This window comes from Bacteroides sp. PHL 2737 (assembly GCF_004115325.2).
GTDB lineage: Bacteria > Bacteroidota > Bacteroidia > Bacteroidales > Bacteroidaceae > Bacteroides > Bacteroides hominis.
The window spans coordinates 552,008-568,200 of the sequence record NZ_CP040630.1 but is presented as its reverse complement, the minus strand read 5'-3'; the positions used below and the strand labels follow the sequence as shown (position 1 = coordinate 568,200).

Here is a 16,193-nt window from a genome sequence, read left to right as displayed (position 1 = left end):
GCTGGCAAAGGTAATTAGAATAATTGTCAGGAACAATTGTTTTCATACGTATCTTTTTTGGTTTAAAAACCGTTGTGTATCTTTGGGGCGGATAAACAAACAGAATAATGAAAAACGCAATCATCTCTTTATTCCTGCTTTTTATTGCCGTGCAATATGTAGCAGCACAAAAAAAGGTTATCAAAATAGCCTGTATCGGTAATAGTATCACATATGGTGTAGGTACACGTAATCCTGCTAAAGACAGCTATCCCGCTGTGCTGGGGCAGATGTTGGGCGACGGTTATGAGGTCCGGAACTTTGGAGTCAGTGCCCGCACCATGCTGATGAAAGGGGACAATCCCTATATGAAGGAAGAGCGCTATCGGCAAGCATTGGACTATAATCCCGATATTGTGACTATTAAATTGGGGACCAATGATACGAAACCTCAGAACTGGCGATATAAATCCGATTTTAAGAAAGATATGGAGACGATGATCCGAACGCTTCGGGCATTACCGTCGAAGCCGGAAATTTATTTATGTTATCCTATTCCCGCATACGCTGTCCAGTGGGGCATCAATGATAGTATCATTGTTCATGGAGTGATGCCGGTTATCAACCGGTTGGCTGCCAAATACGGATTGAAAGTAATCGATCTGCATACTCCGTTAACGGGGATGAAAGAGTGTTTTGCCGACAACGTACATCCCAACGAAAAAGCTGCTGTCCGTATTGCACAGGCCATTTACCGGCAACTGACCGGCGAGGAACCACCGGCACATGTTTCTCAACCCTTCCCGGGACTTAAAGGTAAATGGAAAGGGTTCGATCAATATACTTTTGCTTATCAGGATCGGGAGGCTATTGTTGTCTGCCCGAAACATGCGGCAACCGGTAACCCCTGGATCTGGCGTCCTGCTTTTTTCGGTGCTTTTGCTTCAGTTGATGAAGAATTGTTGAGGCGTGGTTTTCATGTGGCATATTATGATCTGACTCATCTTTATGGAAGTCCCCGTGCCCGGAAGTCCGGTACTGATTTTTATTGGAATATGGTACGTATGTATGGACTATCTCCCAAAGTAACGCTTGAGGGTTTCAGTCGTGGAGGTCTGTTTGCTTATAATTGGGCGGCCGATCATCCGGATAAAGTGGCCTGTATCTATGTGGACGCTCCGGTTTGTAACGTATTCAGTTGGCCGGGACGTTCGCCTGAGAATGCCGGACTATGGAAAGGTCTGTTAGAGGAATGGGGGCTGACGGATGATCAGATGAATTCATTTTCCGGTAATCCGATTGACCGGCTGAAACCTTTGGCGGATGCGGGGATTCCGGTGATCTGTGTATGTGGAGACAGTGACAAGGTAGTGCCGTTTTCAGAGAACTCGGCTATTGTCCGCCAACGATATACAGCCATGGGGGCTCCATTCGAACTTATCTTGAAACCGGGAGTGGATCATCATCCGCATAGTTTGTCAGATCCTGCTCCGGTGGTCGACTTTATTATCCGCCATCAGCCGGGTTATGAAGCCAAACAATGCTATACATTAAGAGGGGACTATCGTAACTCGTATCAGATGTTTGAGAAAGAACGTGTTGGTACGGTTGCTTTTCTGGGAGGTTCCATCACAGAAATGAAGGGATGGAGGGATATGATTTGTGAAGATTTGAAGCAGCGTTTCCCTTATACAAAGTTTACCTTTATCGATGCCGGGATTCCTTCTATGGGCAGTACGCCCGGAGCATTCCGCTTGGCGGACGATGTGTTGTCCAAGGCCAAAGTCGATCTGCTTTTTGTGGAAGCGGCGGTGAACGATGATACCAACGGCTTTAATGCCATTGAGCAGGTAAGAGGAATGGAAGGTATCGTACGCCATGCTTTGCTTTCCAATCCGTCTATGGATATCATGATGCTGCATTTTATCTACGATCCTTTCATCCCGAAACTGGACGGAGGTCAGATGCCCGATGTGATTCTGAATCACGAACGGGTGGCGAACCATTATCTGATCCCTTCCGTCAACCTCGCTACAGAAATCGCCGCCCGTATGCGGGAAGGTGAATTCAATTGGGAACAGTTTGGCGGTACGCATCCCAAACCTTTGGGGCATGCTTATTATGCGGCTACGATAAATAAGGTGCTCGATGAAATCTATGCTTCTTGTGTTGCTGCCGGACCTGCCGTCAAGCCTCATGTGCTTCCTGCCGTGCCGCTGGACGGATATAGTTACACAAATGGCAAGTTGGTCGACATCCGGCAAGCTCATATAAATAAAGGCTGGCAGTTAGTCCCTTCGTGGACTCCGCGCCTTATTGCCGAAACGCGTCCGGGCTTTGTCGATGTGCCCATGCTTGAAACCGATCGTCCCGGAGCGAAACTGACACTCGACTTTGAAGGGACGGCTGTCGGTATCTTCTGTGTAAGTGGTCCGGCTGCCGGGATTCTGGAATATAGTATTGACGGTGCTCCGTTTAAAAAGTTGGATACGTTTACGGCTTGGAGCGGCGGACTGTATATTCCTTGGGTATATATGTTCGATACGGAGTTGCCGAAAGGCAAACATCGTCTGATGTTCAGGATGTCAAAAGATCATCATCCGCAAAGTAAGGGTACGGCCTGCCAGATCAGACAGTTTGTGGTAAATGAATAGAATGAATGGTAAAGTTGGATTGCGTTTGATTGAACATATACTGCCATCCGCATAATCTTCTTGCAGATAGATAAATGCTTTTCTGAAAAACATTCATTATTGTTTGTTGTTTTGTTCAGAAAAAACGTATCTTTGCAGTAGAACTATGGTTGGCATAAACATTTTTATGCCCATAAATACGCAGTTCTCTCCGGTCAAACGAAAAATGTAGCGATTTTTAAAGATGCACCGGATGAGTACAGCCTGTATCTGTATTGGTACGGGCTTACTTATCCATGCATCAAGGGTGCCGCTACATACCTCGTTTGTTGGATGAGTAATGCCCCGTACCTTTTCATATAATCACATTCAAGAAACCGTGCAGGGTAGATTATTTTAACTTTAATCTTTTTCCCTGTATGGCTAATTGGATTACTCTACGGCAAGCTGCCGAAAAATACGAGACTACGGTAAAAGATGTTCTCTCTTGGTCGGAACTTCCTGAAATTACTTTCACTTACGTAAACTACACTTTGTTATTGAATGATGACAGCGTGTGTGATTTTATTAAATTGCATAGTCTTCCGGCTGAAGCAGGAAAAGACTACGGTTGTGCCATCACCTTTGAAAATGTCGAGATAATCGCGAAATTATATGCTAATGCATTAGAAAAGATCCGTTTGCTGGAAAAGCAAACCGAACTGCTGAATGAATGTGTTTCCAAACAGTCAAAACTCTTTGAATCGATAGAGGAGAGGCTTGCGGCAATGCTGGTCTCCATGGGAGATACTGAAATTCAGGATACAGACCCAATAAACGAGGAATCGAAGTTTGCCGCTTTCATGAAGAAAATCCTCCTCTCATACAAAAAATGCATTTCGATCTTCCATCTTCCACCTTTTAAAAGATAACTGTCTGATTCGTAGTAAACTAATAGGGTGGAAGATGCGGTTTTTTAGCCGTTTATCTTCCACCCTCATCTTCCATCTTCCACCCGCTAAATTTCCTCTTTGGAAGGCGATTTTTTGATAAATACCAGTAGGCTTCCTCGCCCTTTTGGTTCGATAATTCCCTGATCTACAAATCGGTGTAGATCTTCCAACGCTTTATTTTTCAGTCGTCCGGTCAGTCGGGTGTAGTCCGAACGGGTGATAAAAGCATTTTCATTTAGATACCTTTCCAGTCGAAAAAGCTTTTCTTCTTCGCTGAGCTGTGACGAGCTTCGTGAACCGTATTTGCCGGCACGTTCCACATAGCCCTTGGTATGTCTGCGAAACCACATCGAAGCCCTGAAATTAATGTTGTCGAAGTAAATGGATTGTGCGCGGATCTCTTTTTTATCTTTCACCGGATGCGTTGCCTTCAGGCTTGCCGAGAAATAGCCGATCTTGCCCAACTCCACATGGTATCCGTCCACCAGATATTTGGAGATTTTCTCTGTCAGGGCACAGAGCACTCCTTCCAGGTCGCCTACTGTGAAGGTGGAGGCTTCCGAAATTTCTTCAAGAATGGTGCGTGTCCGGATGGTTCCACTCGAAATGATGTGGGGATAAAGCTTGGGTTCCTCTCCGTTCTCTTTTTTAGAAGGAACTTCTCTGAAATCATAACGTGCTGCCATAATTTGTTTGGTTTTTAATTGTTGATAGTTATTTGTTTATTGGTTTTTCTTTCTTTGTTTTTGCCTTTTTCCTTTGTTCTTTACCTGAGCCCGCATCCCCGGGCTCATTAGCCTCGGTATGCAGGCCGGTCAGCCCGGGTATGCGGGCCCATGAGTCCCGCTGTCCGGGCTTGGATAATGCTCCTATAAAGATACATAATATTTATCGTGAAAACAAGTAATACTCCTCTTGTTTGTTATTAAATATAATTGATTTATTTGCGATGATCCGCTTGCTTTATCCGGTAAGAAAGAGTACCTTTACCACATTATAAAAAACCGGAAAAACCATGAAAATAACCCTGATCCGAAAGGAAGAAACTGTCGTAGCACAACGTACGGTGAAACTCGAAACTGTGTTGGAGAATATGAAAACCGAAACCAAAACCTGCCCCGTGAGTGCTTTACGTCGGACACTGAAGTTTTCGGGTGGAAGTGGACATGTCACGGCGGTGGACAAACTGCCCCGTATCCTTTTTTCGGTGGAACTGGGCAAGAGTAAAGAAATATCGGTGATGAAGGCTTATCATGGATTGGTACTTCTGAGTGTGAAGGGATTCACCGGAGTAGAAGAGGCTGCACGCTTGCGTGACAAGCTGTCCGGACTGCCTCAGACGATGATTGCTTTTGTCGGTTCAAGCGGGCGGAGTGTAAAGATACTCGTGCCTTTCCTACGTCCCGACGGTTCATTGCCCGTAACCGTAGAGGAAGCCGGATTTTTTCATGCTCATGCCTACCAGTGGGCGGTGAACTTTTACAGAGGGCAGCTTTTGGCGGAACACCGGGATGTTACGCTTGAGAATCCGGTGCCGGAACAGAGTTGCCGGTATTCATTCGATCCGGGGCTCTATTTCAATCCGGATGCCTACCCCATTCGCCTGGAGCAACCTTTGTCGATGCCCGGTGAAGTTACCTACCGCGAAACAGTGGAGGCGGAAACTGATCCTTTGCAGCGTATGATGCCCGGTTACGAACGGAGCGAAATTATCTCGACATTGTTTGAAACTTCACTGTATGAAGCTCTTAATACGGTAGGCTGCGACCGGGAGGAGGATTCTAAATCTTTGATCGTGGAACTGACCCGGAACTGTTTTCGTTCGGGAATCCCCGAAGAAGAGGTAGTGGGTTGGACGCTGATGCATTTCCGGGGTAAAGTGTCCGAAATACTGATACGTGAGACGGTTCACAATGTGTATGCCGTTGAGAAGCGATTCGGAAGTAATCCTTGCATTTCTCTCAAGCAGACCATGGCCGTACGTACCGACGAGTTTATGGGCAGACGTTATGAGTTTCGCTATAACATACTGGCCGGAGTGGTGGAATATCGTGAACGAAAGACGTTCTGTTTCGATTTTCGTCCGGTGACGGACCGGGTGCTCAATACAATTGCGGTAAATGCTATCAGCGAAGGGCTTGAACTTTGGGACAGGGATGTGAAACGCTGGATTAACTCCGAACGTGTGCCGGTCTATTCACCTGTTACCGACTTTTTGTATGGCTTGCCCCGTTGGGATGGAAAAGACCGCATTCGGGCGTTAGCCCGCTACGTGCCTTGCGACAATTCGCATTGGCCCGACTTCTTCCATCGCTGGTTTCTCGCAATGGTGGCCCACTGGAAAGGAAATGACAAGCAGTATGCCAACTCCGTTTCACCCCTGTTGATCGGTTCGCAGGGATGCGGCAAATCCACTTATTGCCGCAATATCCTGCCGCCTGATTTGAGAGCCTATTATACCGACAGCATTGACTTCAGCCGGAAACGCGATGCCGAGCTTTATCTCAACCGCTTCATGCTGATCAATATTGACGAGTTCGATCAGGTAAGTGTCAATCATCAAGGCTTCTTGAAACATATACTCCAGAAACCGGTGCTTAATGTGCGTAAGCCCAACGAGGCGGCTGTCCGCGAGTTGAAGCGTTATGCTTCGTTCATAGCGACCAGCAATCATAGCGATTTGCTTTCCGATCCTTCGGGAAGCCGCCGTTTTATCTGTATCAATATCACCGGCAGAATCCGTAATGATGCTGTCATCAACTATCCGCAACTCTATGCGCAGGCAGTGCGGGAGCTCCGTGACGGTGAGCGCTTTTATTTCTCTCCCGAGGAAGAGGCCATTTTGATGGAGAGCAATCAGGAATTTGAACTGCAAACTCCGGTTGAACAGCTCTTTCAACAGTATTTCCGCTCTGCCGGCGAGGGAGAAAAGTGTGAAACCCTGCTCGCAGTCGATATTTTAGGACGCATACAAAAGAAAAGCGGCTTTAAACTGTCGGCTACGAAGATAGTGCATTTTGGCAGAATACTTCGTAAACTGGGAGTGCCTTGCAGGAAAATGAAAAACGGGAATTTCTATTGTGTGGTGGAGTTGTAGATGTATTTTATTCAATCTGTATACAATCCAGTCCGAACAAAGTTCCTGTCGATAGCGGATTCCGTCCGATCAATTCTATCCGCAGGATAAATTTACCGTTTATGGGCTTGTGCATTCCCAGGCTTATGGCACCTGTCGGCTCGACTTTCTCGCTGTAACAGTCCAACTGCTTTCCGTTTTTTGGGTGATTTACATATAACCTTATATTGCCGTAGTCGGTTGCTTTGGTACAAAATAGACTCAAGCTGTATTCACGATCCTCAAAACCGGAGAATTCGAACTCGATGTAATCGCCTTCCTTACCGCCATGGCATACCAGGTGGTCTTTTAAGTTCCATTTGCCCGGATGCCCGCCGAGTCTTTGTCTGTCATAACGCAGTCTTTCTGATTTGGAAGTTGGCTGGATTTGGCAAAAATCAATGGCATTTGGTATGCTGCAGACAGGAGATTGAGTAGGGGTAGGCAATAACCCTGCTTCTATTTCTTCTAAGCCGGAAGAGCCTGTGGCTTCGGAACCTAAGTCTCCGTACCAGAATACAGTCGAAGAGTAATCTACCGTCCCGTTTTCCCAACCTAACAATTCGAAATCGAACTTCAATTGCCGGTTGAAGGGAATGGCATCTAAGCATCTGACTCTGAAGAAGCTGTTGTAGCCATAAAAATCTCGCATATCCTGGCGGGGTTGCCCGGCAAATGGTGTCTGACTTTTAAAATAACCATCGAAACTGTAGTAGTCTTCAGTGCCTGTTCCGAAATGGGAAGGAAATGGTTCGTGATCTACGGTTATTTTTTCATCTCCTTCTCCATACCACTCTGCCGTATGGTTGAAAAGTGATAGCAGGTCTCCCCGATAAACTCCTCTGCCGGATATAGTGGCGAAATTCCAATCCATACATTTTTCGTGTTCCATCCAGGTGACGACGGGCAGACCACGTTCCTGCTTCCAGGCTGTATGGAAATAGAGAGACCGGTTGTCCCACTGATAGGGCTGTGAAACAATATCTGTTTGTATATCGGCTTTGTATGGAGAGAGGTTCAAGATCGTGATTTCACAATCTTGCTTATAGGGCATCAACCATTTGCTGCAGACAATCCCTTTGCCGTCGGAATAGAAGAAAAAACTCCTGGACGCAAAAGATCCCATGCCGGAGCCTGCAAAATCGGATAGTGGAGCCCATACGGTTTGTTTTCCGTCAAAGCTTATGGTTACGATCAGGCTACGCATCAATAGGGCAAAATCGTCTGTTCCGGGTTTCAAGTTTTTATCTGTTTTCACATTGAACTGAAGAAGGCTGATCGCTCTTTTTCCTGTGCGAAGGTTCAGCTTTTGTTTTTCACCTTTATTTAATGAAAAACTCTGTTGATGGTTAAGTGAACCTTTGCCATAATCAGACTGGGGATCAAATCCCTTATCCATCTTTTTATAGAGTGCGTCGGATGTTTTTTCTGCTAAAGCGGGTATGCGGTCTGCCACTTCCTGTGAGAAAGTTTCTACCGGAGTACCTGTGGGGTATTTGCGGTAATTGAACAAAAAGTGTCGGTTAGTCCGTTCGGGGGTAAGTTCCTCCATGGTCACTTTGCAGCCGTTGTTATAGGGGACAGGTAGATAAATCAGGCTGCCTCTGTTCCATTTATTGTCTGGTTCGATTAACCCTTTCTTCAATCCTCGCACACCGAACTTCTGGAGATCATAAGAGGGCACCTCCCAGCCCGGTTCGTCTTTTCCGTCAAAATAGAAACGTAAGATTGTATGTATGCTGCCAAAGGTCGTGAGCCATATACGGGTAATGGCACCGGGACCTTTGTCCTCAAAAAGAACCTTTTCTTTCCGTCCGTTGCGTTCTTCGAGGCGGATGAATCCTTCGCCGTCATCATTGGCAAACCAATTGGGCCGGTCAGGAGAAACGGACCTGCGATCGTAGCTGCTTTGCTGCATACTGCGATAGGGCAGGGCCGGATAGCGGCTCATTTCATCCCGTGAGGTCATCTCTTTCAGGAGAGTTTCTACTGTGATCTGATATTTTGTCTGTGCAAATGAACAGGTGCACAGAGCGGAGAAAAGTAAGGTGATCCCCCATCTCATTATTCCTGTTGTAAACTCAGGCTTCGGAGAAGATAATAAGAGTTGTTTCCATTTTGTGTCCATAATACGATTTTATTGATGGTAAGTAGCCGCAATATTAAGAAAGTATATCGGATGAGGCTATAATGAATCGTACCAAATCGTAGTACAGACGTTACATGAAGCATTCTTTTGGGGTTTTGCCGACTCATGGTGGGGTGAGCCGGCGTATTTATTATTCCAGTGTCGGTATGTCTATCGTTTCGTTTTCTTCTTGCCAGTTGTCGATGGTGAATCCTCCGGAAGTTTCTTCCGAGAAGATGTCACCTAAAGTCAGTGTGAGAGTCAACTTGTTATTAGCTTTTAACGGAGCGTTCAGCGGTTGCTGATAGGTTTTGGTATTTCCGTTCTTCAGTTTGATGATCAGTTTGAACATTGGTTTCGCAGATGAAGGAAAAAGCATGACCGTAGCATTGCTCATCTGCGTGCCGTCAGCTGACAGTACGAGTAGGAAGGCCACTGTCTTGGTTTGGTTTACCGGAGCGGCAGTATACACATTCAGTTTTTCGGCAATGCCTCCTATATGAACTTCCATGCTGGCAATGCTGGAACTGAGGATTCCATTGTTCTTGTTTTTTACGATTACTTTCAGACCTGCAACCACACGCTGCATGGCTGCGCTCAACTCTTCCGTACCAATATGTGCCGGTTTTACGGTATATACCAAATCGAATACCGGATAATAGGTGGTATCCGTCGAGATTCTCCGGAGCCCGAAGTATTGCTGGGAAAGATCGCCTCCGATAGTGATTTGGGGATCAATGACAACCGGATTGCTGTAAATGGGCTCTTCATATTTCGGGGTACCCCAATAAATCATGTTATAAGTACCTACCGGAAGTGAGAGTTCCCTATTCTTATTTCCGTAAATTGCCCCATCTTGAAGATAGTACATTCCCGGGAATGGGGTCAGCTTGCCTTCTATGTAATTTCCATAATAAATGGCACTGCCAGCCTGGCAAGGATAGGCTTCTAATACACCGGTCATCGGACTTTGGGTATCGGATAAGGTGACACTCAGGTCGGGGGTGACCAGTCCTCCGTTATCTTCCTTACATGGCGCACACGAATTGTCATCCGAACAACTGTAGAATATTGCAGCCGTCAAGAGGGTCAGGAATATTAATTTCTTCATACTTAATGCTGTTTAGGTTTTTAGTCTTTGAATAACACACTATGAAGTATTTGGTTCTAAAAAGTTTAGGAAGAGTATCAATGGTAGGGAGAGTGGTAGGCAAAAAATATAGGGCTACTTTGTTGAGTAACCCTATCAATTGGATTGAAAAAATAGCATGACGTTGATCATGTCTTTATGTTTTGGTTATTATAAGCTGTCTATGGATACACAAAGGCTTTTGGGACTGTGTCAAAACTCTTTTTTACCACAGATTGCACAGATTATCACAGAATAAGAATGATGATAATTAATAACTTAAAAATCACTCTATGTTACTCTGTCTCCTCTGTGGTGAGTTTCGATACACCCTCATCACGAATGGAATGCGGTCTTTCTTCTAATGTACTGTAGTATCACGTCATTCTCTCTTTCTATCATAATAAATTAATGTTCAATTCATATTTAATAAGTTAGTTCCTAAAGAAAGTTTCGCTATCTAAATGGAATGGGTGGTCTATGACGCCGATTAATAGCCCCTGATTTGCAAAATATATGTTTTCCATGTTTATCTTTTCATTAGTAATGCAAATATATTAAATAAAAGTCAACTTGTAATAAATGTGCTGATTAAATATTAATCGGTTTTTAGATCAGGATATTGTGCTAAGATATATAGTATATTCTTAGAACTGTGCTGAATAGATAGTTTGGATATGAGTTGAATCTATCAGAAGGTTTGGGTTGAAATTGTTCTGTTTTGATAAAAAGTATATCTTTGTGCGTTGAACGCGATATATTTCAATTTATTATGAACGGATTTCTACTGTTGAAACGCCCTTTTATCTGGCTGGCCCGCTTTCGTCACCGTTGTGGATATGGGGTTCATTCACCATTTGCTTTCGACTTGATAACCAACGTCATTTATGAGCGTACCCCTTACTATGCTTACAGTTTGCTGGAGACTGAACAAAAGAAAATGTCGGTAAATCCCGGCAGGAAGTGGAAGCATGAATCAAAGAAGGTGAACCGGTTATTGTTCCGGTTGGTCAACCGAATGCAACCTGCTACGATTGTAGATGCCGGAACGTTGTCGGTATCGTCTCTATATTTGCAGGCCGGACATGCTAAGGCGGGTTATCTGGGTGCTTCTGATTTGTCCGAACTCTTTTTAGAGAAAGGTACACCTGTCGATTTTCTTTATTTGCACCATTACCGTAACCCGGAATTTGTAGAGAAAGTATTCGATATCTGTGCGTCGAGAACAACGGAGCAAGGAGTTTTTGTGATTGCCGGTATCTGCTATACGAAAAAGATGAAAGCACTCTGGAAAAAGATACAGCAGGATGACCGGACGGGTGTTACATTCGACTTATATGATCTTGGAATCGTCTTTTTCGACCGTACGAAGATAAAACAGCACTATATCGTCAACTTCTGAATCCTTTTGTGTGTTAACCTTTACAGAAATAATAAACTTACTATCATTATGAAAAAGAGTCTTGTATATACAAAAACGGGTGATAAAGGAACAACGGGTCTGATAGGAGGAACCCGTGTGCCGAAAACCCACATCCGCCTTGAAGCGTATGGAACGGTCGATGAACTGAACTCGAATCTGGGATTACTGGCAACTTACCTGATGGACGAGCATGATTTGGATTTCGTACAGTCAGTGCAGGATAAACTGTTTGCCATTGGTTCGCATCTGGCCACTGACCAGGAGAAGATCCAACTGCACGATGTCAGTATTATTACCCCTGCCGATGTAGAAGCTATTGAACGTGAAATTGATGCTGCCGACGAAATTCTTCCGCCTTTACATTCCTTCATCATTCCGGGAGGAAGTCGTGGCTCGGCACTTTGCCACGTTTGCCGTACCGTTTGCCGGAGGGCGGAGCGGCGTATTCTTGCATTATCCGAAAGCTATACAATCTCTGCTGATTTGCTGGCTTATGTCAACCGGCTGTCTGATTATTTATTTGTCTTGTCTCGTAAAATGAATTTTAATGAGGGAAAAGACGAAATATTTTGGAATAATAGTTGCAAGTGAAATTTTTTATTATACTTTTGCCGAAAAATAGAGAGTAGGTATTAATATTCACATTTTAAATACGAAAGCTTATGTATTGGACGTTGGAATTAGCATCTAAACTGGAAGATGCTCCTTGGCCGGCAACTAAGGATGAACTGATTGATTATGCCATGCGGTCGGGTGCTCCTCTTGAAGTGATTGAAAACCTTCAGGAAATGGAAGATGAAGGCGAAATCTATGAAAGTATAGAAGATATTTGGCCGGATTACCCCAGTAAAGAAGATTTCTTCTTCAATGAAGAGGAGTATTGATACGAACGAATGAATTGAAAATAATAAATAGTCCCGATAAACGATCCGGTTTATCGGGACTGTTTTATTGGTATTAGAACATCGGTAACTGATAGATGAAACCTAAAGACAAACGATTGGTACTGTAGTTCTCCTGTCCCAGTACTTTGGCACGATGTGTGAAGTCGTATGAACGTCCCACGTAAGTCAGGAAGAAATGCAGGTTGGTCTTCATCGGGTAGAACTCTACTCCGGCCAGGTATCCCCAGGAAGTACGGTAGTTACCTTTTTCAATGCCGTCAGCTGCTTTAGTAACCGAAGCGGTTTCGTACATACCTTTTACAAAAGCATTCCATTTCGGGAGGAAACGGTAGTTGAGCTTGGTCACCACAGATAAGTAACCGGCGTTGAAAGCATTGTGTCCGCTGGCATTACCCACGATTCCGGTGATAGTACCGTTGCGGTCGATGCCTTCCTGCGAATACATGAAGTCGACAAACATATTGAACTTATCCAGATTCAGCTCGTTGCCCACTGCATAATAGTAGAGGTTCTTGCCTTTGGCTTCACTCATGACGGAGGCTGACCAGCGGGTTTTGAATACCTCATTGAAGTTGCCGTTCCAGTTCAGGGTATAGACCAGTGGCATCTTCCCCGATTTGAGATCCGGCAATTTGCCTTCCGAATCTTCGGTGATTCCGTATGTTTTGTCAAACGAACTGTTACGACTATTCAGAATCTGCAGGTTGAGTTGCTGGGTGGGGGTAATATTATAACCGATGTTCAGTCCGGTCATAAAATTACTCATATTGTCGATCATGTCACTGTATTCGTAAATGTCGATCGGATTCAGGTCGAACTCAAATCCCCCGTATGCGGCACATTGCTTACCGGCAAAGAAAGAGAACTGATCATTCAGTTTCACACCGATTCCGGCATAGTCTATCGAGGTAGGGATGTTATCGATCATTCCTCCTCCTTCGTTCGAACGGTTCAGGCGTTGACGATAGCGGTAAGAGAGCCAGCTGTTGAGATTGCCTTTTGCTTCGATGCGGAGTTGACGCATTTTGAATACTCCTTCGTCGAAACCATCGCGGAAGTTAGCGTCAAAACTACCTTGCATATTGAGGTACAGATTGAACTTATCCGTCTTTTTTTGCACGTTGGCCAGTTCTTCGTACAACGATTTGTTTTCCAGAAACATTTCCTTCTTTTCTGCCTTTTGTGCATATACTCCTTGAATGCTGCCCGCAAGGAGCAGCATTGCCATTAATTTCTTCATAAGTGTTCAGGTTTTATCGGTCCGATGCCCGGTTAGTACTCATTAAAATATTGCTGAATCTGCTTCCAGTCGTTGGTTTTGGTCAGTGCAAGCATCAGCAGTACACGTGACTTTTGCGGGTTCAATTCCTGCGAAGCGATAAATTGATATTGAGCATCATCCACCTCGGCATCCAGTGTCGTAGGTCCGGTCGGTACACGGGATGAACGGACAACGAGTATTCCTTTCTTACGGGCTTCTGTCAGTACCGGGAAAATGTTCTTGTGAATGTTTCCGTTACCTACGCCGGCATGGATAATACCCTTATAATCGTGGTGTAGAAGTGGGGTTACCATATCTGCCTCAATGTTTGAGTAGCTATAAACGATACCTACTTTAGGCAGAGAGTTCAGGTTGGTTACGTCGAACACAGACTGAGTGGTATGCTTTTTCAGTGGGGCTTGGTTGTAAAATACCTTTCCGTTGAAGATATAGCCCAACGCTCCGGAGTTGGGTGCCTGGAAGGTTTGTACATCGATTGTATTCATCTTTAATACGCTTTCTGCCCCGAGAATCAATCCGTTCATGGCTACCAGTACGCCTTTGCCTACAGATTCTTTGGCCCCTGCGGTGACTACGGCGTTATAAAGGTTCAGCGGACCATCGGCACTAAGTGCGGTGGAAGGACGCATGGCTCCTACCAGCACCACCGGCTTGTCGCTTTTGACGGTCAGGTTCAGGAAGTAAGCCGTTTCTTCCATTGTATCTGTTCCGTGAGTGATAACGATGCCGTCGATATCCGGACGTTTCAACAACTGGTTGATCTTTTTGGCAAGTATCAGCCATACTTCGTCGTTCATGTCCTGCGAACCGATGCGCACAATTTGTTCACCGGTCACATTGGCAATGTGTTTTAGTTCGGGTACTGCATCCAGCAGTGTACCGATTGCTACTTGTCCGGCTGTGTAATTGGTAGAGGTTGCCGAGCCGCCTGTCCCGGCAATCGTTCCTCCGGTAGCAAGGATGTGAATGTTTGGCTTCTGTGAGAAGGCCATCATTGTGGAAAGCAGTAGTGTAACCACTACAAGGCTTAGTCTTTTTAGTTCTTTCATGACTCAACTGTTATTTAGGTTAAAAAATAGATAGTTCGTATTTTTAAAATACCTGGATGAAGAGCAATCCGAGTACGATAGCTACAACGGTTGATACCAATCCGGGCATCATGAACGAATGATTCAACACATATTTACCGATTTTGGTTGTTCCTGTACGGTCGAAATTGATGGCAGCAACCACCGTCGGATAATTCGGAATGAAGAAGTATCCGTTTACGGCCGGGAACATGGCGATCAGCATATACGGCGAAATGCCGAGGGCGATACCCAGTGGCATCAGTGCACGTACTGTGGCCGCCTGACTGTAAAGCAGGATAGACATTACGAACAAAGCTATTCCGAATAACCACGGCATCTGCCGAACCAATCCTTCGATAGATTCTGTCAGTTGCCCCATATTGCCTTGCAGGAATGTGTCACCCATCCAGGCTATACCGAAGATGGCGATTACCGCCTGCATTCCTGCCGGGAAAACAGAACCTTGTGTTGCTTTGATTCCATCCGTCTTGGTAATCATCAGGATAAGCGCAGCTGCCGAAAGCATTACGATTTCAATAATGGCAGACATCCCTAATGTAACGGTTTCTCCGTCTATCAGGAAGGTGGGGCGCATACCGTCGAAAGAACCGAAGAATACGATGAAGGCCGTTGCTAAAATGAAAATCAGAACCGAGATCATTGCATTGCGCTTGTTGTGTACGTCCTTAATCTCTACTTTCTTAGAGTCGAAATACCCTTCTGCCAATCGCTTCTGATATTCCGGGTCGTCTACCAGTTCTTTACCCACTTTCATTGAGAACAGTGCACCTACCAGCACACCGATAATGGTAGCGGGGATCGTTATTTTTAAAATGTCAAATAAAGTAATGTCAAAACCTGCCAGAAGTCCGAGCAAGGCAACTGTGGCTGCCGAAATGGGACTGGCCGTGATGGCTTGCTGGGAAGCGATAACGGCGATGCCAAGAGGGCGTTCCGGACGGATTTTTGTTTCGGTGGCCACTTCGGCAATCACCGGCAGTACGGAATAGGCAACATGTCCCGTACCGGCGACGAAGGTGAACAGATAAGTCACAATAGGACTCAAAAGAGTGACGTGTGACGGGTTTTTACGCAATAACTTTTCTGCCAGCTTCACCATATAGTCCAGTCCGCCGGCTGCCTGCATGCATGATGCGGCCGAAATAACCGCGGCAATCATCAACATTACATCGATCGGAGGGGCTGTGGGTTGCAGTCCGAAGACAAAAGTCAGTATCCCTAAACCTACGCCACCCATTACTCCGAGTCCGATACCTCCCAAACGGGCACCGATAATAATAGCTGTCAGTACAAAAGCCAATTGTAAAATCATATCTTTCTTTTTTAATTTTTTGGCAAAGATAATTTAATAAATTGTCTCTGAATTGGTAAATGATATGGTAATCAACAAAAAAGAAGTTAATTGGTTTTTGCTGATTTGCATATTTTTTCATTATGAAGGAGATTTTATAAAATATCTCTCAATCGGATGCTATTTACAATATGATACATGTATTTGCTTTATTATACGTAAATCACTCCTTGTTTAAAGTATGTTAACTAAATAGTGAATATGATTGCTTTCAAAACAATATTG

The 16,193-nt window shown here is 44.9% G+C and carries 12 protein-coding genes; 6 read left to right on the top strand and 6 right to left on the bottom strand.

Annotated elements, in window-relative coordinates; genetic code table 11:
* Positions 1-107 precede the first annotated feature (107 nt).
* Positions 108-2,633, top strand: coding sequence for an alpha/beta fold hydrolase (locus DBK98_RS02490; RefSeq protein ID WP_032536169.1), 2,526 nt, complete (start codon positions 108-110; stop codon positions 2,631-2,633).
* A 398-nt stretch (positions 2,634-3,031) separates the two neighbouring features.
* Complete coding sequence (locus tag DBK98_RS02485) at positions 3,032-3,523, top strand: hypothetical protein (RefSeq protein WP_005811525.1); 492 nt, start codon at positions 3,032-3,034, stop codon at positions 3,521-3,523.
* A gap of 86 nt (positions 3,524-3,609) precedes the next feature.
* Here DBK98_RS02485 and DBK98_RS02480 read toward each other — a convergent pair whose 3' ends face one another.
* Complete coding sequence (locus tag DBK98_RS02480) at positions 3,610-4,230, bottom strand: HU family DNA-binding protein (RefSeq protein WP_005811523.1); 621 nt, start codon at positions 4,228-4,230, stop codon at positions 3,610-3,612.
* A 329-nt stretch (positions 4,231-4,559) separates the two neighbouring features.
* Between DBK98_RS02480 and DBK98_RS02475 the strand changes: the two genes are divergently transcribed.
* Positions 4,560-6,641, top strand: a complete 2,082-nt coding sequence (locus tag DBK98_RS02475; protein WP_005811521.1) for a VapE domain-containing protein — start codon at positions 4,560-4,562, stop codon at positions 6,639-6,641.
* A gap of 7 nt (positions 6,642-6,648) precedes the next feature.
* Here DBK98_RS02475 and DBK98_RS02470 read toward each other — a convergent pair whose 3' ends face one another.
* Both DBK98_RS02470 and DBK98_RS02465 read right to left on the bottom strand, forming a co-directional pair.
* Complete coding sequence (locus DBK98_RS02470; protein WP_050503194.1) at positions 6,649-8,787, bottom strand: glycoside hydrolase family 172 protein; 2,139 nt, start codon at positions 8,785-8,787, stop codon at positions 6,649-6,651.
* Positions 8,788-8,938: 151 nt separating this feature from the next.
* A complete protein-coding gene (locus DBK98_RS02465; RefSeq protein ID WP_032536171.1) occupies positions 8,939-9,898 on the bottom strand; it encodes a FimB/Mfa2 family fimbrial subunit in 960 nt (319 codons plus the stop codon).
* Between the two features lie 790 nt (positions 9,899-10,688).
* Between DBK98_RS02465 and DBK98_RS02460 the strand changes: the two genes are divergently transcribed.
* The 3 genes from DBK98_RS02460 (at position 10,689) to DBK98_RS02450 (ending at position 12,223) form a co-directional block, all read left to right on the top strand.
* Complete coding sequence (locus DBK98_RS02460) at positions 10,689-11,318, top strand: hypothetical protein (RefSeq protein ID WP_032536190.1); 630 nt, start codon at positions 10,689-10,691, stop codon at positions 11,316-11,318.
* 48 nt (positions 11,319-11,366) lie between these two features.
* On the top strand, positions 11,367-11,930 hold the full coding sequence (locus DBK98_RS02455; RefSeq protein ID WP_005782133.1) for a cob(I)yrinic acid a,c-diamide adenosyltransferase: 564 nt from the start codon (positions 11,367-11,369) through the stop codon (positions 11,928-11,930).
* 71 nt (positions 11,931-12,001) lie between these two features.
* Positions 12,002-12,223, top strand: a complete 222-nt coding sequence (locus tag DBK98_RS02450; RefSeq protein WP_002558131.1) for a DUF2795 domain-containing protein — start codon at positions 12,002-12,004, stop codon at positions 12,221-12,223.
* A gap of 73 nt (positions 12,224-12,296) precedes the next feature.
* Here DBK98_RS02450 and DBK98_RS02445 read toward each other — a convergent pair whose 3' ends face one another.
* The 3 genes from DBK98_RS02445 to DBK98_RS02435 are packed head-to-tail and all read right to left on the bottom strand — an operon-like array spanning position 12,297 to position 15,929.
* Positions 12,297-13,484 (bottom strand): porin, encoded by a 1,188-nt coding sequence (locus DBK98_RS02445; protein WP_022012297.1) that lies wholly within the window; start codon positions 13,482-13,484, stop codon positions 12,297-12,299.
* A gap of 32 nt (positions 13,485-13,516) precedes the next feature.
* Positions 13,517-14,575, bottom strand: coding sequence for an L-asparaginase 2 (gene ansB / locus DBK98_RS02440; RefSeq protein ID WP_032536172.1), 1,059 nt, complete (start codon positions 14,573-14,575; stop codon positions 13,517-13,519).
* A 43-nt stretch (positions 14,576-14,618) separates the two neighbouring features.
* A complete protein-coding gene (locus DBK98_RS02435) occupies positions 14,619-15,929 on the bottom strand; it encodes an anaerobic C4-dicarboxylate transporter family protein (RefSeq protein WP_032536173.1) in 1,311 nt (436 codons plus the stop codon).
* Positions 15,930-16,193: the final 264 nt, after the last annotated feature.